Raw genomic sequence first — 18,271 nt, 5'->3', positions numbered from 1 at the left:
CCGCCGGGCTCACACCGCGCTGAGGAGCAGGCCGAGGGCGAGCACCAGGAACAGCACGCCGGCGGCGAGCTCCACGGCGGCGCCGTGCCGCCGGAAGCCCGCGGCCAGCCGCTGGACCGAGCCGACCCACGCGACCGCGGTGAACCACGCGAGGCCCACCGCCACGAGCAGCGCGAAGACCAGGGCCGTCTCCCACCACAGCGCGCCCGCCGGGACCACGTTGGCGAAGAGCGCCACAAAGAAGATGATGGCCTTCGCGTTCGAGAGGTTCGTGACGAGACCGAGCACGAAGCCCCGCCCCGGGGTGACGGTGCGGCCCGGCGGCACCTGCGGCTCCTCCGGGACCGTCCCGCGTCCGCCGGCCCCGGCGCTCGGCACCCGCTCGGGAACGGCCCGCGCGGCGAGCCCCGCCCGGATCCCGCTCACGCCCAGCCAGCCGAGGAACAGCGCCCCGGCCACCTGGATGATCCGCTGGACGGTGTCCGCCTGGCCGATCAGGACGGTCACCCCGGTGAGGGAGAGCGTGATCCACACGAGGTTGCCGGTCATCACCCCCACGGCGGTGAGCACCCCGGCCGCCCGGGAGCCCAGGGACGCGTTGCGCAGGATGACCAGGACGTCCGGGCCGGGGGCGACGATCCCGGCGATCCACAGCCCGAGGAGGGCGAGGTACTGCGAGGCCTCCACGGCTACCGCGCCCTGCCGCTCACGCGGTCTTGGAGTCGCGGGCGCCCGCCCAGATGTTGATGTCGGAGTCCGTGGCCAGCCGGTCGATGGCCTCCAGCTCCTCCGGCGTGAACGAGAGCCGGTGCACGGCGCCCACGCTGTCCTCGAGCTGCTGCGGCGAGGAGGCCCCCACGAGCGCGGTGCTGACCTGACCGTCCGCCTGCTCCCGCAGCACCCACGCGATCGCCATCTGGGCCAGGCTCTGCCCGCGCGCCTCGGCGATCTCGTGCAGGCCCCGGACCTTCTCGAGGGTCGTGCCGGTCAGCCACTCCGGGTCCAGGGACTTCTCCGCCGCGGCCCGGGAGCCCTCCGGGATGCCCTGGAGGTACCGGTCCGTGAGCATGCCCTGGGCCAGGGGGGAGAACACGATCGAGCCCATCCCCGTCTCCGTCAGGGCGCCCAGCAGGGAGGTCCCGGACGGGCCGGGCGACTCGATCCACCGGTTGAGCATCGAGTAGGACGGCTGGTGGATGAGCAGCGGCGTGCCGAGCTCCCGCATGATCTGCTGGGCGCGCAGGGTCAGCTCGGCGTTGTAGGAGGAGATCCCCACGTACAGGGCCCGCCCCGAGCGCACGATATGGTCGAGGGCCCGCATGGTCTCCTCGAGCGGGGTGTCCGGGTCGGGGCGGTGGTGGTAGAAGATGTCCACGTGGTCCAGGCCCATCCGCTGCAGGGACTGGTCGAGGGAGGACACCAGGTACTTCCGGGAGCCGCCGAAGCCGTACGGGCCCGGGCCCATGGTCCACCCGGCCTTCGAGGAGATGATGAGCTCGTCCCGGTACGGGGCGAGGTCCTGCGCCAGGATCCTGCCGAAGTTCAGCTCCGCGGCGCCGGCCGGCGGGCCGTAGTTGTTGGCGAGGTCGAAGTGGGTCACGCCCAGGTCGAAGGCCCGGCGCAGCGTGGCGCGCTGGGTGCCGAGCGGCTTGTCGTCGCCGAAGTTGTGCCACAGCCCCAGCGAGATGACGGGCAGCTTGAGCCCGGACTCGCCCACGCGGCGGTACGGCATGGTCTCGTAGCGGTCCTCGGCGGGGAGGTAGGGGACATCGGGTCCGTAGGTGCGCACGGTGGCCTTTCGGGATTGGGGGGCGTCGTGGGGTGGGAGGCCGCGGTGGCTCAGTGGCGGACCACGGCGGCGCCGTGGGCGGGCAGCTCGGCGACGCCGTCGTCCGTCAGCGACACGTCCCCGGAGCGGAAGAGCAGCTCCGCGCCCCGGCGGCCGGGGAACGGGACCCGGGCGGGCTCGTCGCCGAAGTTCAGCAGCACCGCGACCCCGTGGCCGGAGCCGGGAGCCGTGGCCCGGCGCAGCACGAACCAGCGGGCGTCCTCGTCGAGGTCGGTGCCGATCGTGTCGAAGCGCGGGTCGGTGAGCTCGGGCACCCGGCGCCGCAGGGCGATGAGCTCGCGGTAGGCGGCCAGCACCCGGGCGTGGTCCTCCCGGCCGGGCTCGTCCCAGTCGAGCTTCGAGTCCGTGAACGTGCTGGGCGCCTGCGGGTCCGGGACCGTGGCCTCGTCCCAGCCCATGGACGCGAACTCCGCCTTGCGGCCCTTCGCCACGGCCTCGCCGAGCTCGCGCTCGGGGTGGGCGGTGAAGAACTGCCACGGGGTGGACGCACCCCACTCCTCCCCCATGAACAGCATGGGGGTGAACGGCTGGGTGAGCAGCAGGACGGCGCCCAGCACCAGCTGGTCGGGTGTGAGGCTCGCGCTGATCCGGTCCCCCGCGGCGCGGTTGCCGATCTGGTCGTGGTTCTGGATGCACGTGACGAACTGCCACGGGCGCACCCGCTGCTTGTCGACCGGCCGGCCGTGGTGGCGGCCGCGGAACACGGACATGGTGCCGTCGTGGTAGAACGCGTCCCGCATCACCTTGTCGAGGGTCCCGAGGGCGGCGAAGTCGGCGTAGTAGCCCTGCGTCTCCCCGGTCAGCGCCACGTGCGCCGCGTGGTGGAAGTCGTCGAGCCACTGTGCGGTCATGCCGAGGCCGTGGGCCGTGGTCGGCGTGATCATCCGGTGGTCGTTGAGGTCGGACTCCGCGACGGTGAACAGGGGCTTGCCGGTCTCCACGCCCACGCGCTCCACGAGCTCGGCGATCTCCTCGAGGATGTGCACGGCCCGGTGGTCCTGCAGCGCGTGCACGGCGTCGAGGCGGAACCCGTCCACGTGGTAGTCGCGCAGCCACATCTCCACGTTGTCCAGGATGTAGTCCCGGACGCCGTCGGAGCCCCAGCCGTCGAGGTTGATGAGGTCCCCCCACGTGCTGGAGCCGGGCTTGAAGTAGTCGGCGAACAGGGGCAGGTAGTTCCCGGACGGGCCCAGGTGGTTGTAGACCACGTCCTGGATGACGCCGATCCCCTTCTGGTGGCACGCGTCCACGAAGCGCTGGTAGGCCGCGGGCCCGCCGTAGGACTCGTCCACGGTGTACCAGAGGACGCCGTCGTAGCCCCAGTTGTGCTCGCCGTTGAAGCCGTTGACGGGCAGCAGCTCCACGAAGTCCACGCCGAGGTCCACGAGGTGGTCGAGCCGCTCGACCGCGGAGTCGAGGGTGCCCTCCGGGGTGAACGTGCCCACGTGCAGCTCGTAGACCACCGAGCCGGCCAGGGTGCGCCCGGTCCACGCGGTGTCGCCCCACCGGTGCGCGGAGGGCTCGAAGGTGCAGGAGAGGTCGTGCACCCCCTGGGGCTGGCGGCGGGAGCGGGGGTCCGGCAGGACCTCGGAGACCTGGGAGCGCTCCTCCGCCGTGCCCTCGTCGAAGGTCTTGCCCAGGAGGTAGCCGTAGCGCACGGTGCCCTCGGGGACGTCCGCGCCGTCGGGCAGGGTCCACCAGCCGTCGCGGCGTGCCGCGGTGCCGGCGGGCGAGTCCTCGGGCAGGGCCGCGGCGGGCAGCATCTCGTGGTCCTCGCCCTCGATCCGCACGGTCACCGCCTTGGCGTGCGGGGCCCAGACGTCGAAGCGGTTGAGGTGGTCGCGGGTGTTCATGGAGGTTCAGGAGTCCTTCCGGCGCAGCAGCGCCACGGGGTAGTCGGCCAGCAGCCGGGACACCGGCACGGTGCCCGTGTGCCGGCGGCGGGTGAGCACGTCCTCGAAGTCGCCCGCGGGCAGCTCGAGGGTCTCGGCGTCGAAGCCGCCGGCGGACGCGAGGCCCAGGGGCAGGCGGGTGGCCACGGTCACGGCGCCGCCGCGGTCGAACGCGAAGACGTGCCCGGCCCGGGGGCCGGACGCGGTGAGCGGGGTGTAGCCGGTGAACAGCTCGGGGTGGTCCCGGCGCAGCCGCAGGGCGCGGCTGGTGACGAGCAGCTTGGCGGCGGCGTCCGGTCCCACGGCCGGGATCCCGTCCGCGGTGCCGCCCACGGGCACGTCGAGGCGGGCGAGCTTGGCGGCCCGCTCCCGGAAGTCGACGGGGCGGCGGTTGTCGGGGTCCACGAGGGACTCGGCCCACAGCTCGGACCCCTGGTAGACGTCCGGGACGCCGGGCATCGTCAGCTGCACGAGCTTGGCGGCGAGCCCGTTCGCCCAGCCGGCCGGGGTGACGTGCTGGGCGAAGCCCTCGACCACGGCCCGCATCTGCGGGTCGTGGAAGACCAGCTCGACGAACCGGGTGAGCCGCTCCTCGAAGCCGGCGTCCCCGTCGACCCACGCGGTGGAGTTGCCGGCCTCGCGGGCGGCCTTGAGCGCGTAGTCCAGCACCCGCTCCTGCGAGACGGGCCAGGCGCCCACCACGGCCTGGAGCACGAGGTTCACGAGCGGGCCGTCGCCCACCAGGGCCCCCGCCTCCCCGGCGAGCTTCTTGACGGTGCCGACCACGCCGGCCCACTGCTCCCCGGACTCGGCGAGCACGGTGATCCGCGCCCGCACCGCCTCGGAGCGCTTGGTGTCGTGCGTGGACAGCGCCGTCATGGCCAGGGGCTCCTCGGCCGCGCGACGGGCGAGCTCGGCGTGGGCCTCCTCGGGCGTCAGCGCGAAGTGCGACGGGTCGCCGCCCACCTCGGTCAGGGAGGTCAGCCGGGTGAAGCGGTAGAACGCGGTGTCCTCGACGCCCTTGGCCATCACCATCCCGGAGGTCTGCTGGAAGCGGCGGGCGAGCTCCCCGAGCTCGGCCTCGTCCGTCGCGTCGACCCCGAGCAGCCCGCCCAGGGTCCCGATCGCGTCGGAGAGGTCCGGGCGCTGCTCCCGGGCCGCCTCGAGGGCCGCCCGCAGGTGCTCGGCGCCCTGGGGCAGGTAGCTGCGGTAGACGGGGAAGTTCGCGAGGATCTCCGCCAGCGCGTCCTCGGCCGCGGTCCGACCGAGGCCGGCGTCCTCGGGCACGAGGCGGGCGAGGCGCCGGACCTCGGCCAGCAGCGCGCCGTCGGCCATGGCGCGCTTGGTGCCGTGGATCATCTCGTCCCAGTGCACGGGCTCGCCGTCCCGGAGCCGGGCGTCCAGGCTCGTGAGGGCGTACTCCCCGGCCGGGTCGGTCAGCAGCCGGTCGATCGTGCCCAGGGCGTCGTAGCCGGTGGTGCCCGCGGTGGCCCAGTCGCGGGGCAGCCGCTCGCCGGGCTCGAGGATCTTCTCGACGACGACGTAGGCGCCGCCGGTGAGCTCCCGCAGCCGCTCGAGGTACTGCCGCGGGTCCCGCAGCCCGTCGGGGTGGTCAATGCGCAGCCCGTCGACGAGGCCCTCGTCGATCCACCGCTTGATCTCGGCGTGCGACTCGGCGAAGACCTCCGGGTCCTCGACGCGCACGCCCGCGAGCGTGGCGACGGTGAAGAACCGGCGGTAGTTGAGCTCGGCGTCGCCGCGGCGCCAGTGCACCAGCTCGTAGTGCTGCCGGTCGTGGACGTCCCGCGGGTCGTCGCCCTCCGCCCACGTGCCCTCGGCCAGCGGGTAGACGTTGTCGTAGTAGCGCAGCGTGCCGTCCTCGACCTGCAGCTGCGCGAGCTCGTCGTCGCCGTCGCCCAGCACGGGGATCAGCACCCTGCCGCCGCCGGCCGCCCACTCGACGTCGAAGGCCCTGGCGTACGGCGAGTCCTGTCCCTGCGCCAGCAGCGACCACCACCAGGGGTTCTGCTCCGGGGCGGCGACGCCCTGGTGGTTGGGGACGATGTCCACCAGCACCCCCATGCCGCGGGCGTGGGCGGCGTCGGCGAGCGCCTTCAGCCCGGCGACGCCGCCCCGGACCGGGTCCACCTCGGCGGGGGACGCGACGTCGTAGCCGTGGTCGGAGCCGTCGACGGCCCGCAGGATCGGCGAGAGGTAGACCCAGTCGGCGCCGAGGTCGTGGAGGTAGTCCACGAGCCCCGCCGCGCGGTCGAGCGTCAGGTCGGAGGTGATCTGGAGTCGGTAGGTCGATGTCGGTGTGCGCACCGCTCCAGTCTGTCGGCCCGGCCCCGGAAACACCAGCAGGCTGTCGACCCGTGTCCGGGTCGACAGCCTGCCGGGGCCGTCAGGTCACTGGTCCTGCGGCGTCTTCGCGTACGCGGCCACGGACGCGGCGACGGACGCGTCGGGCTCCTCCTCGGGGGCCTCGTAGGCGCGCAGCACGACCATGGACTTGCCCTCGAGGACGATCGAGGAGCGGGCCTTGCGGATCTGTCCGTCGGCGTACTTGCCCGCGGTGTCGATGACCTCCTCCCACAGCCGGCCGTAGCGCACCGGCGGGAGCTTGCACTTCACGGCCTCCGGGTTGGAGTTGAAGTACACGATGAAGTTCACGTCCGTGATGGGCCGCCCGCGCATGTCCACGCCGGCGATGCCGTTGCCGTTGAGCCACATCCCGAAGGACCGGGACAGGGGCTCGTCCCAGTCGGCGGGCTTGAGCGGCGCACCGTCCGTGGTCAGCCACGCGATGTCGGGCATCGGGCGGCCGGTGTCGTCCGCGTCCATCTCGACCGGCCGGCCGTCGAAGAACTCCGAGCGCCGGAACGACGGGTGGTCGTGGCGCAGGTGGGTCACGGCGGCCACGAACTCGGTGAGCGGGCCGTCCATGGTCTCCCAGTTGATCCACGACAGCTCGTTGTCCTGGCAGTACGTGTTGTTGTTGCCGTCCTGGGTGCGTCCCAGCTCGTCGCCGTGCAGCACCATGGGCGTGCCCTGGGACAGCAGCAGCGTCGCGAGGTAGTTGCGCTGCTGGCGGGAGCGCAGGGCGAGCACCTCCGGGTCGTCGGTGGGGCCCTCCACACCGCAGTTCCAGGAGCGGTTGTGGGACTCGCCGTCGTTGTTGCCCTCGCCGTTGGCCTCGTTGTGCTTCTCGTTGTAGGAGACGAGGTCCCGCAGCGTGAAGCCGTCGTGGGCGGTGACGAAGTTGATCGAGGCGAACGGACGGCGGCCGCTGTGCTCGTAGAGGTCCGCCGAGCCCGTGATCCGGGAGGCGAACTCGCCGAGGGTCGCGGGCTCCCCGCGCCAGAAGTCGCGCACCGTGTCCCGGTACTTCCCGTTCCACTCCGTCCACTGGGGCGGGAAGTTGCCGACCTGGTAGCCGCCGGGGCCCACGTCCCACGGCTCGGCGATGAGCTTCACCTGGGAGACGACCGGGTCCTGCTGGACGAGCTCGAAGAAGGTCGCCAGCTTGTCCACGTCGTAGAACTCGCGCGCCAGGGCGGAGGCGAGGTCGAAGCGGAAGCCGTCCACGTGCATCTCGGTCACCCAGTAGCGCAGGGAGTCCATGATGAGCTGCAGGGAGTGCGGGTGGCGGACGTTGAGGGTGTTGCCGGTGCCCGTGTAGTCCATGTAGTACTTCTGGTCGCCCTCCACCGTCCGGTAGTAGGCCTGGTTGTCGATGCCCTTCATGGACAGGGTGGGGCCCATGTGGTTGCCCTCGGCCGTGTGGTTGTACACCACGTCGAGGATGACCTCGATGTCGGCCTGGTGCAGGGCGCGCACCATGGCCTTGAACTCCTGGACCTGGCCGCCGAGGTCGTTGGTGGAGTGGTACTCGTTGTGGGGGGCGAAGAAGCCGATGGTGTTGTAGCCCCAGTAGTTGCGCAGTCCCTGCTCCAGCAGGGTGCTGTCCTGCACGAACTGGTGCACGGGCATGAGCTCGATGGCGGTGACGCCGAGCTTCTGCAGGTGGGCGATCACCGAGGGGTGGGCCACGCCGGCGTAGGTGCCGCGCTGCTCCTCCGGGACGTCGGGGTGCTGCTGGGTGAGGCCCTTGACGTGGGCCTCGTAGATCACCGACTTGTGGTACGGCGTGCGCGGGGTGCGGTCGCCCTCCCAGTTGAAGAACGGGTTGATCACCACGCCCATCATCATGTGGGGGGCGGAGTCCTCGTCGTTGAACGAGTCCTCGTCGCCGAAGTCGTACGAGAACAGCGCCTGGTCCCAGTCGATCTGGCCGGAGACGGCCTTGGCGTAGGGGTCGAGCAGCAGCTTGGCCGCGTTGAAGCGCTGGCCCTCGGCGGGGTTCCACGGTCCGTGCACCCGGTAGCCGTAGCGCTGCCCGGGCTGGACGGCCGGGAGGTAGCAGTGCCAGACGTAGCTGTCCTGGGCCGTGACCTCGATGCGGGTCTCCGTGCCGTCCTCCTCGAACAAGCACAGCTCGACCTTCTCGGCGGCCTCGCTGAAGAGGGCGAAGTTCGTGCCGGTCCCGTCGAAGGTGGCTCCGAGGGGATAGGGCTGACCTGGCCAGACTTCCATAGGGGATCTCCTGTCGTACCGCCGGGCAGGGGTCACCGTCAGCGGGCTGGGTATGGGGCAAGTGGGTACAACCTTAGCGGGGCCGGGAGCCGTCCGGGTCCCGCGGGCGGTCCGCCGGGGCCGGGACCCGCCCTCAGGGGCCCAGGCGCAGGACCGTGCGCACGTTCGCGGACAGCGCCGTGGGCGGGACCGGGCCGAGCCCCTCGAGCCGGGACGCCCGGCCGTGCACGGCGACCGCGAGGGCGGCGGCCACCGCGAGCCGGGTCTCCCCGCGCGCCCACTCCCCCGCGGCGGCGAAGGCGTCCGGGTCCTCCGCGCAGCCCGCGAGCGCTGCGCCCATGATCCCCGCGAGGGTGTCCCCGCTGCCGGCGGTGGCCAGCCACGGGCTGCCGTCGGCCTGGGAGAGCAGCGTCCCGTCCGGGGCCGCGACGAGGGTGGTGGCGCCCTTGAGGACGACGACGGCGCCGGTGGCCTCCGCGGCCGCGCGCGCCCACCGGGCGGGCTCGGCCTCGATCGCCGCCCGGTCGGGGGCCTCCCCGCCGCCGCCCAGGGCGGCGAGCCAGGCGAGCACCTGTTCGAGCTCCCCGGCGTGCGGGGTCAGGACCTTCCCGGGGCCGAGGATCCCGTCGGCGGCGGCCCGGGCCGCCGCGTCGAGCGCGCCGGCGTCGACGACCGCCGGCAGCCCGCCCGCGAGCACGGCGCCGATCCGCGACTCCTGGGCGGCGTCGCCCACGGCGCCGGGGCCGACGACCCACGCCTGGACGTGGACGTCGTCGGGGTGGTCCTCGGAGGCCACGACCTCGGGGCTGGTGAGGGTCACGAGGGAGCGGATCGCGGCGTCGCCGAGGTGGCGGACCATGCCGGCGCCGGCGTCCACGGCGGCGCGCGTGCACATCAGCGCCGCCCCGGGATAGGTCGGGGATCCGGCGACGACGCCCACCACGCCCCGGGAGTACTTGTGGGAGGCGGCTCCCGGCCGCGGCCACAGGGCCGCGACGTCGTCGGGCTCCAGGCGGCGCAGGGCGGGGGCGGGCAGGGCGTCCTCGATCCCGAGGGGCACGGTCCGCACCTGCCCGCACCAGCGGTCCCCGGGGGGCAGGAACAGCCCGGCCTTGGCCCCGGCGAACGTCACGGTGAGGTCCGCGGGCAGGACCGGCCCGGCCACCGCCCCCGTGTCGGCGGAGACGCCCGAGGGGACGTCGCACGCCACGACCGCCGGTCCCCCCTCGCGGGGCCACCGCTCCAGGACCGTGCGGACGAGCTCCGCCGCCGGCCCGCGCAGCCCGCCCCGGGCGCCGGTGCCCAGCACGGCGTCGAGCACGAGGTCGGCGCCGAGCACGTGCTCGGCCGCCGGCCCGAGGGCGGGGCCGCCGTCCCCGGCGCGCAGCACCCGGCCCCCCGCGGCCGCCAGGGCCGCGGCGCCCTCGGGGTGCAGCCGGTCGCCGACCGCCACGGCGAGCACGGAGGCGCCGCGGCGGGCGAGCTCCGCCCCGGCCCACAGCCCGTCCCCGCCGTTGTTGCCGGTCCCGGCGAGCACGAGCACGCGGGCCCCGGCGACCCGTCCCCGGCGCCCGCGCAGATGCTGCGCGCAGGCCAGGGCCAGGCCGTGGGCGGCCCGCCGCATCAGGGCGGGGCCGTGCCCCCGGTCGAGGAAGGGCGTCTCGGCCGCCCGCACCTGCTCCCCGGTCCACGCCGCGATCACGCCGGTCCCCCGCCCCCGGCGCGCTCGGCGATGACCATGGCCATCGCGATCCCGCCGTCGTGCGTCATGGTGAGGTGCCACCGGTCGATGCCCTGCCGGCGGGCCTCCTCGGCCACCGTCCCCTCGGTGCACAGCACCGGGGCGCCGGAGGGGTCCTTCTCGATCCAGCAGTGCTGCCAGATCATGCCGGGCGGGGCCTTGAGCGCCTTGGCCGCCGCCTCCTTGGCCGCGAAGCGCGCCGCGAGCGACCGGACGTGCAGGTCCCGCTCGAGCGGGGTGAACAGCCGGGCCACGAGGCCGGGGGTGCGGGCGATCTGCTCCTCGAAGCGGGCGATGTCCACCACGTCGATGCCGGTGCCGATGATCATGGTCCCAGCCTAACGACCGCCGGCCCGCCGCCCGGGAGGATCCGGGGCGGCGGGCCGGCGGCGGAACGGTCGCGGACCGCTCGAGGGGCGCGGACTACTCGACGGTCACGGACTTCGCGAGGTTGCGGGGCTGGTCCACGTCGTAGCCCTTGGCCGAGGCCAGCTCGCACGCGAAGATCTGCAGCGGGACGGTGGTCAGCAGCGGCTGGAGCAGCACCGGGGACTGCGGCACGCGGAAGATGTGGTTGGCGTAGTCGGCGACGGCCTCGTCCCCCTCCTCCGCGATGACGATCGTCACGGCCCCGCGGGCGCGGATCTCCTGGATGTTGGAGACGACCTTCGCGTGCAGGGAGTCCCGCCCGCGCGGGGAGGGGACGATGACGAACACGGGCTGCCCCTCCTCGATGAGGGCGATCGGCCCGTGCTTGAGCTCGCCGGCGGCGAAGCCCTCGGCGTGGATGTACGCGATCTCCTTGAGCTTGAGCGCTCCCTCGAGGGCGACCGGGAAGCCGACGTGGCGGCCCAGGAAGAGCACCGACGCGGCGTCCTTCATCGACTGGGCGAGCGCCTTGATCCCGGCCTGGGTGTCGATGACCTGCTGGATCTTGGCCGGCATGGCCTCGAGCTCGGCGAGGATCTGCCCGATCTCGTCCTTGTACTTGTTGCCGCGCAGCTGGGCCAGGTACAGGCCCAGCAGGTAGGCGGCGGTGATCTGGGCCAGGAACGCCTTGGTCGAGGCCACCGCGATCTCGGGGCCGGCGTGGGTGTAGAGCGCGGCGTCGGCCTCGCGCGGGATCGTGGAGCCGTTGGTGTTGCAGATGGCCACGACCTTGGCCCCCTGCTCCTGGGCGTGCCGGACCGCCATGAGGGTGTCCATGGTCTCGCCCGACTGGGAGAGGGCGACCACCAGGGTCCGCTCGTTGACGATCGGGTCCCGGTAGCGGAACTCGTGCGCGAGCTCGACCTCGGTGGGGATCCGGCACCAGTGCTCGATCGCGTAGCGGGCGACCTGCCCCGCGTAGGCGGCGGTCCCGCAGGCGACGACGACGATCTTGTCCACGGCGCGGAGCACCGCCTCGTCGATCTTCAGCTCGTCGAGGACCAGGTTGCCGTCGGGGTCGGTGCGGCCCATGAGCGTCTGCTCCACGGCGGAGGGCTGCTCGTTGATCTCCTTCTCCATGAAGGACGGGAAGCCGCCCTTCTCGGCGGCGGCCGCGTCCCACAGCACCCGGAACGGCTTGCCGTCGGCGCGGTTGCCGTGGAAGTCGGTGATCTCGTAGTCGTCGGCCGTGATGGACACGACCTGGTCCTGGCCCAGCTCCACGGCATCGCGCGTGTAGTCGATGAACCCGGAGACGTCGGAGCCGAGGAAGTTCTCGCCCTCGCCGAGCCCGAGCACCAGCGGGGAGTTGCGCCGGGCCGCGACGACGCGCCCGGGGTGGTCGACGTGCACGGCCAGGAGCGTGAACGCCCCCTCCAGCCGGCGGCACGCGACCTGCATGGCGGCGGTGAGGTCCTGGTCGCCGAGGTCGTTGTAGGTGTCGGCCAGGAGCACGGCCGCGACCTCGGTGTCGGTCTCCGAGACGAACGCGTGGCCCTTCTCGACCAGCTCGCGCTTGATCTCGGCGAAGTTCTCGATGATGCCGTTGTGGATCACGGCGAGCCGGCCGCCGTCCACGACGTGCGGGTGGGCGTTGACGTCCGAGGGCCCGCCGTGGGTGGCCCAGCGGGTGTGCCCGATGCCGGTCGTGGCGCGGGGCAGCGGGCTGTCGAGCAGCTCCTGCTCGAGGTTCAGCAGCTTGCCGGCCTTCTTGCGGAAGCCGACGGTGCCGTCCGAGACCACGGCCACTCCCGCGGAGTCGTAGCCGCGGTACTCGAGGCGCCGCAGGCCCTCCACGAGCACGTCCAGGGCGTCGTGCCCGGAGCCGGTGCCGCGCTCGTCCGTCCGCTGGGAGGAGGGGCCCACATATCCAACAATTCCACACATGCGCTTCACAGTACCGCATGGATTCCGCCCGGCCGGGCGTGCGGGACCGGGCGGGCCGCGCCGTGTTCCCGTCTCTTCTGGGGACAGGGCCCGGCCCGCCTGTGGGCCCTTCCGTGGGGCTCGGTCAGCCCCGGCGCTCCCGGGCCGCGTCGGCCACCAGGTCCTCGAGCGGCGGGAAGAGCGGGTGCCCGGGATCCAGCCCCGTGATCTCCCGGACGGCGTCGGCCGGGGCCAGCGTGCCGAGGATCTCGCCGAGCCGGACGGCCTCCGGGTCGTCGGCCGGGTCGAAGCGCAGGGCGGCGGCCACGGCCGCGCGCAGCCCGTCGGTGCCCAGGCCGCGTTCGGCCAGCTCGGCGGCCGGGCCCACGAAGCGCTCGTGCCGGCCGAGCTTGCGCAGCGGGGCGCGGCCCACGCGCTCGACGGTGTCCGGGAGGTGCTCGTTGGCGAAGCGGTCGAGGATCTTCGCGACGTACCGGGCGTGCTCCTGCTCGTCGAACCCGTGCTTGGCGACGAGCAGTGCCTGCGTCTCCGCGAGCGCCGCGGCGACCCGTTCCCGGATCCCGGGGTCGGCGATCGCCTCCGCGATGCGGTGCCGGCCGGCGCGGTAGCCGAAGTACGCGCACGCGGCGTGGCCGGTGTTGACGGTGAACAGCTTGCGCTCGATGTAGGGCACGAGGTCGTCGACGTACGTCGCCCCCTCGATGACCGGTTCCCGCCCCGCGAAGGGGGTGCGGTCGATGACCCACTCGTGGAACTGCTCCACCACCACGTCGAGCCCGCCGCCGTCCTGCTGGGGCACGATCCGGTCCACGGCGGTGTTCGCGAACACCGCCCGCCGGTCGAGGTCCTCGCCGTCGTACTCGGCGCGGACGGCCTCCGCGAGCAGGTCCGTGGCGGACAGGGCGTTCTCGCACGCCATGACCGCCACGGGCGCGGCGCCGTCCGGGCGCGCGGCGATGCCGCGCGCCACGAGGGGCGCCACGAACCTCAGGATGTGCGCGCCCACCGCGGTGGTGACCACGTCCGCCGTGGCGATCTCCGCGACCACGGCCTCCGGGTCGTCCGCCGAGTTGACCGCCCGGTACCCCTCGACGACCGTGTCGCGGGAGCCGGCGCCGACCTCGTGCACCGTGTAGCTGGGGGTCGACGCCAGCGCGTCGATCAGGGGGGCCGCCACGTCGGCGAACACGACCTCGTAGCCCGAACGATGCATGAGCAGGCCGACGAAGCCCCGGCCGATGTTGCCGGCCCCGAAGTGCACGCACTTCATCAGTCGTTCACCTTCCCCAGCAGGTCGAGCACTTCGTCGGAGGTCCTCGCCTCGTCGAGCTGCCGCACCTTCTCCTTGTTGCCGAAGATCTTCGCGACCCGGGACAGGATCGCGAGGTGCTCGTTGTCCTTGCCGGCGATGCCGATCACCCAGGTGACGGGCTTGCCGTTCCAGTCCAGCCCCTCGGGGTACTTCACGACCGACAGGGCCGAGGCGCGGATGCTGTCCTTCGCCTGGTTGGTGCCGTGCGGGATGGCGAGGCCGTTGCCCATGAACGTGGACACCGACTCCTCGCGCTCGTGCATGGAGGTCACGTACTCGTCGGTCACGGCGCCGGCGGCCACGAGCAGGCCTCCGGCCTCGTCGATGGCCTGCCCGGCGTTCTGCGCGCCGCCGTCCATCACGATCCGGTCCTTGGTGAGGATCGGGGCCCCGGACGCGCCGGCGTCCTCGTCCGGCTCCGCCACGGCGTCACCGCCGGCGGGCTCGCTCCCGGCGGCGGCCGGCGCCGCCGCGCCGCCCGCTCCCGCCGGGACGGTGGCGCCGTTGCGCTGCTGCACGGCCTCGACGATCTCGTCGTAGCGGGGGCTGCCCATGAAGTTGTCGACGGTCACCACCGAGGCGCTGGGCACCTTGGGCCGGGCGCGGGTGGCCAGGTCCTGGTGGGTGACCACGATGTCGAAGTCGTCGGTGAGGTTGGCGATCGCCGCGTTGGTGACCTTGACGTCGCCGAAGCCGGCCGCCTTGACCTTGTTCCGCAGCACCGAGGCGCCCATCGCGGAGGAGCCCATGCCGGCGTCGCACGCGAACACGATGCGCTGCACCGGTCCGCCCTCGGCCAGCTCGCGGGCACTGTCCCCGCCGGTGTCCGCGCCGCCGCTGGTGCCGACCACCGAGGAGGCCACGGAGGACTTCTTGCCCTTCATGGTCTCCATCCGGGAGGTGGCCTCCGTGAGGTCCCCCTCGCCCTTGTCCTTGGAGGCCTTGAGGATGATCGAGGCCACGAAGAAGGACACCGCGGTGGCGGCCGTCACCGCGATCGCCACCCCCACGTAGCTGTCGGTGGTGGCCTGTGCGAAGACGGCGATGATCGAGCCCGGGGCGGCCGGGGCGCGCAGGCCGGCGTCGAAGAGGGTCAGGGTGAAGACCCCGGTCATGCCGCCGGCGATCGCCGCCAGGATCAGCGCCGGCTTCATCAGCACGTACGGGAAGTAGATCTCGTGGATCCCGCCCACGAAGTGGATCAGCGCCGCGCCGGGGGCCGAGGCCCGCGCCGCGCCGCGGCCGAAGACCGTGTAGGCCAGCAGGATGCCCAGACCGGGACCGGGGTTGGCCTCGAGCAGGAAGAGGATGGACTTGCCCTGCTCCAGGGCCTGGGCGGTGCCGAGCGGGGTGAGGATGCCGTGGTTAATGGCGTTGTTCAGGAACAGGACCTTCGCGGGCTCGATCAGGATCGAGGTCAGCGGCAGCAGCCCCCGGGTCACCAGGAAGTCCACCGCGGCCGCGGCCGCGTTGGAGAAGGCCAGCACGGCGGGGCCCACCAGGAAGAAGCCGAAGATGGCCATGAGCGCGGCCAGGATGCCGGCCGAGAAGTTGTTCACCAGCATCTCGAAGCCGGGCTTGATCTTGCCGTCCCAGATGCTGTCGACCTTCTTCATCAGCCACGCGGTGAGCGGGCCCATGAGCATCGCGCCGATGAACATGGGGATGTCGGTGCCCACGATCACGCCCATCGTGGCGATCGCCCCGACCACGCCGCCGCGGACGTCGTAGACCATCCGCCCGCCCGTGTAGGCGATGAGCAGCGGCAGCAGGTAGGTGATCATCGGGCCCACCAGGCCCGTGTACGGCTCGCCCTCGGCGTTCTCGCCGAACCCGCCCAGCGGGCCGAACGGGGTGAAGCCCGCCTCGATGAAGAACGCGGTGATCAGGCCCCAGGCGATGAACGCCCCGATGTTGGGCATGATCATCCCCGACAGGAACGTGCCGAACCGCTGGACGTGCGCGCGGGCGGCCGTCGACCGCCCTCCCGCCGGTGCTGTGGTGTCTGAGGTCGTTGCCGTCGCCATGGTGCTGTCCTGACTCTCGAACGAGGTGGTGCTCCTCCGGCGGAGCGCCCGCACAGCGTGCCACTGTGAGGCAGATCACAGCCGGTGCCCGGTCGAGACCAAATCTACACCCGGGTACCGCGCCTGTCTGCCGTTCGCCGCACGCGTCCGGGCTCGGTCTAGACTGTGGTCGATGACCGCATCTACGCTGAGCGACCGCACCTCGCCCTTCGTGGAGCTCGACCGGCAGACCTGGTCGCGGCTCTCCCACGAGATCGACGTCCCGCTCACCTCCCGGGAGATCGAGAACCTGCGCGGCCTCGGCGACCGGCTCGACGTCGAGGAGGTGCGCGAGGTGTACCTCCCCCTCTCGCGGCTGCTGACCCTCTACGACGAGTCCTCGAACCGGCTCAACGCCTCGACCAACGCCTTCCTGGGCGAGGAGCACGCCCGGACGCCGTTCGTGATCGGCATCGCCGGGTCCGTGGCCGCCGGCAAGTCCACCACCGCCCGGCTCCTGCGCGAGCTGCTGTCCCGGTGGCCGTCCACCCCCAACGTGCAGCTCATCACCACGGACGGGTTCCTGTACCCCAACGCGGAGCTCCAGCGCCGCGGGCTCATGGACCGCAAGGGGTTCCCGGAGTCCTACGACCGGCGCGCCCTGCTGCGCTTCGTCGCGAAGATCAAGTCGGGCGCCCCCGAGGTGCGGGCCCCCCGGTACTCGCACCACAGCTACGACATCCTGCCCGGCGAGGAGATCGTGGTGACCCGCCCGGACGTGGTCATCATCGAGGGGCTCAACGTCCTCGCCCCCGCCAAGGTGGGCCCCGGGGACCGGGCGGCGCTGGCGCTGAGCGACTTCTTCGACTTCTCGATCTACGTGGACGCCCGGCCCGGGGACATCGAGCGGTGGTACGTGGAGCGCTTCCAGGCCCTGCGCTACTCGGCCTTCGCCGACCCCGGGTCCTACTTCCACCGCTACGCCGACCTCTCCGACGACGGGGCCGTGGCCACCGCCACCGGCATCTGGCGGCGGATCAACGAGCCGAACCTGATCGAGAACGTGCAGCCGACGCGCGGCCGCGCCCGGCTGATCCTCTCCAAGGACTCCGACCACTCCATCCGGCGCGTGCTCCTGCGCAAGAACTGATGGGCGCCCCGCGCACCGGCGCCCTCCTGCTGGCCGCCGTGCTGCTCGTGACCGGGTGCGCGCCGGATCCCGGGGGCGCTCCCCCGGAGCCCGCCGGGACCCCACCGGCCGCCGCCGCGCCCTCCGTCCCGGCGTCCTCCGGCCCGGCTCATTCCGGCCCGGCGTCCTCCGGCCCCGCCCCCTCCGGTTCGGCCCCCTCCGCCGCGGCGCCTCCGCCCGGTGCGGCGACGACAGCACCGGGCACCGGTCCCGCCGCGGAGCCGGGTGCGGGTCCCGACCTCGACGACCCCGCCTCGCTCGCCGTGGTGGTCAACAAGCGGCGGCCCCTGGACCCGCCGGACTGGGCCCCCGCCGCGCTCGAGGACGTCGAGGGGCACCTCCTGCGCCCCGAGGCGGCCGCCGCGGCGCGGGGGCTGCTCGCCGCGGCCCGGGCGGACGGCGTGCCGATCCGGATCGTGTCGGGCTACCGCTCCTTCGCCGAGCAGTCCGGCACGTACGCCGGGTGGGTCGCGCGGAAGGGCCGCGCGGCCGCCGACACGGCGTCCGCCCGGCCGGGCCACTCGGAGCACCAGACGGGCCTGGCCGTGGACGTCGGCGACGGCTCCGGGTGCGACCTGCAGGTGTGCTTCGACGGCACGGCCGCCGCCGCGTGGGTGGCCGAGCACGGGCCGGAGCACGGCTTCGTGGTCCGCTACCCGTGGGGCGAGCACGGCACCACCGGCTACTGGTACGAGCCGTGGCACCTGCGCTACCTGGGCCCGGAGCGGGCCCGGGAGCTGGTGCGCTCGGGCGCGGCCACGCTCGAGGAGTTCTCGGGCCTGCCGCCGGCCCCGGACTACGGGCCCGCCGCCGGCTGACCCCGGCCAGGGACCGGCCCCGCGTGCGCGGCCGTCGCCCGCGTCCCGGCGCCCCGGCCCGGCGGTCACCCTCTACGCTGTGAGCATGCTCAAGGGGTTCAAGGAATTCATCATGAAGGGCAACGTGCTGGACCTGGCCGTGGCCGTGATCATCGGCGCGGCCTTCGCCCAGGTGGTCAACGCCATGGTCGAGGCGGTGCTGATGCCGCTCATCTCCGCGCTGGTCGGCTCGCCGAACTTCGACTCCTTCGCGGTGCTCACCGTCAACGGCAACGACGTCCGGTTCGGCGTCCTGCTCACCGCGCTCGTGAACTTCCTGCTCGTGGCCGCCGCCGTGTACTTCGCGATCGTGCTGCCCATGAACAGGATGATCGAGGCCCGCAACCGCCGCCTCGGCGTCGACCCGGCCGAGGAGGAGGCCGACGCCCAGGTGCAGCTGCTCACCGAGATCCGCGACGCCCTGCACCGGCGCACCTGACCCCGTCCCCGGACGCGCCGGAGGCCCGCACCGTGATCACGGTGCGGGCCTCCCTCGCGTCCCGGGGCGGGACG

13 protein-coding genes are annotated in these 18,271 nt (G+C 73.1%); 3 read left to right on the top strand and 10 right to left on the bottom strand.

Annotation, left to right across the window (positions count from 1 at the left end; all coding sequences use genetic code 11):
* Window positions 1-9 precede the first annotated feature (9 nt).
* The 10 genes from AVL61_RS01420 to AVL61_RS01375 all read right to left on the bottom strand — a co-directional run bounded on the left by AVL61_RS01420 (window position 10) and on the right by AVL61_RS01375 (window position 15,733).
* Window positions 10-687 carry a LysE family translocator gene (locus tag AVL61_RS01420; protein ID WP_058872556.1) on the bottom strand — a complete coding sequence of 226 codons (678 nt, stop codon included), beginning with the start codon at window positions 685-687 and terminating at the stop codon, window positions 10-12.
* 19 nt (window positions 688-706) lie between these two features.
* Window positions 707-1,732: an aldo/keto reductase gene (locus tag AVL61_RS01415; RefSeq protein ID WP_058872637.1), complete on the bottom strand. Its 1,026-nt coding sequence runs from the start codon at window positions 1,730-1,732 to the stop codon at window positions 707-709.
* A gap of 107 nt (window positions 1,733-1,839) precedes the next feature.
* Window positions 1,840-3,702: a malto-oligosyltrehalose trehalohydrolase gene (treZ, locus tag AVL61_RS01410; RefSeq protein ID WP_058872555.1), complete on the bottom strand. Its 1,863-nt coding sequence runs from the start codon at window positions 3,700-3,702 to the stop codon at window positions 1,840-1,842.
* 6 nt (window positions 3,703-3,708) lie between these two features.
* Entirely contained in the window at window positions 3,709-6,066 is a 2,358-nt protein-coding gene (treY, locus tag AVL61_RS01405) for a malto-oligosyltrehalose synthase (RefSeq protein ID WP_058872554.1), read from the bottom strand.
* A gap of 84 nt (window positions 6,067-6,150) precedes the next feature.
* Entirely contained in the window at window positions 6,151-8,337 is a 2,187-nt protein-coding gene (gene glgX / locus AVL61_RS01400) for a glycogen debranching protein GlgX (protein ID WP_058872553.1), read from the bottom strand.
* A gap of 133 nt (window positions 8,338-8,470) precedes the next feature.
* On the bottom strand, window positions 8,471-10,039 hold the full coding sequence (locus tag AVL61_RS01395) for an NAD(P)H-hydrate epimerase (protein WP_058872552.1): 1,569 nt from the start codon (window positions 10,037-10,039) through the stop codon (window positions 8,471-8,473).
* Window positions 10,036-10,407 (bottom strand): holo-ACP synthase, encoded by a 372-nt coding sequence (locus AVL61_RS01390; RefSeq protein ID WP_058872551.1) that lies wholly within the window; start codon window positions 10,405-10,407, stop codon window positions 10,036-10,038. Before AVL61_RS01390 ends, AVL61_RS01395 begins: the two co-directional genes overlap by 4 nt.
* A 94-nt stretch (window positions 10,408-10,501) precedes the next feature.
* Window positions 10,502-12,394, bottom strand: coding sequence for a glutamine--fructose-6-phosphate transaminase (isomerizing) (gene glmS / locus AVL61_RS01385; protein ID WP_058872550.1), 1,893 nt, complete (start codon window positions 12,392-12,394; stop codon window positions 10,502-10,504).
* A gap of 124 nt (window positions 12,395-12,518) precedes the next feature.
* Window positions 12,519-13,664, bottom strand: a complete 1,146-nt coding sequence (locus AVL61_RS01380) for a mannitol-1-phosphate 5-dehydrogenase (protein ID WP_058872549.1) — start codon at window positions 13,662-13,664, stop codon at window positions 12,519-12,521.
* Window positions 13,664-15,733, bottom strand: a complete 2,070-nt coding sequence (locus tag AVL61_RS01375; protein ID WP_058872548.1) for a PTS mannitol transporter subunit IICBA — start codon at window positions 15,731-15,733, stop codon at window positions 13,664-13,666. The genes AVL61_RS01380 and AVL61_RS01375 overlap by 1 nt, the downstream gene beginning before the upstream one ends.
* 172 nt (window positions 15,734-15,905) lie before the next feature.
* On the opposite strand from AVL61_RS01375, the gene coaA reads away from it, so the two are divergent.
* The 3 genes from coaA to mscL all read left to right on the top strand — a co-directional run bounded on the left by coaA (window position 15,906) and on the right by mscL (window position 18,197).
* Complete coding sequence (gene coaA, locus AVL61_RS01370; protein WP_058872547.1) at window positions 15,906-16,862, top strand: type I pantothenate kinase; 957 nt, start codon at window positions 15,906-15,908, stop codon at window positions 16,860-16,862.
* Window positions 16,862-17,719, top strand: coding sequence for a M15 family metallopeptidase (locus AVL61_RS01365; protein WP_058872546.1), 858 nt, complete (start codon window positions 16,862-16,864; stop codon window positions 17,717-17,719). Before coaA ends, AVL61_RS01365 begins: the two co-directional genes overlap by 1 nt.
* A gap of 85 nt (window positions 17,720-17,804) precedes the next feature.
* On the top strand, window positions 17,805-18,197 hold the full coding sequence (gene mscL, locus AVL61_RS01360; RefSeq protein WP_058872545.1) for a large conductance mechanosensitive channel protein MscL: 393 nt from the start codon (window positions 17,805-17,807) through the stop codon (window positions 18,195-18,197).
* Window positions 18,198-18,271: the final 74 nt, after the last annotated feature.

The sequence above is a fragment of the Kocuria rosea subsp. polaris genome (genome assembly GCF_001483755.1).
GTDB lineage: Bacteria > Actinomycetota > Actinomycetes > Actinomycetales > Micrococcaceae > Kocuria > Kocuria cellulosilytica.
This window is presented reverse-complemented; position numbering and strand designations above follow the sequence as displayed.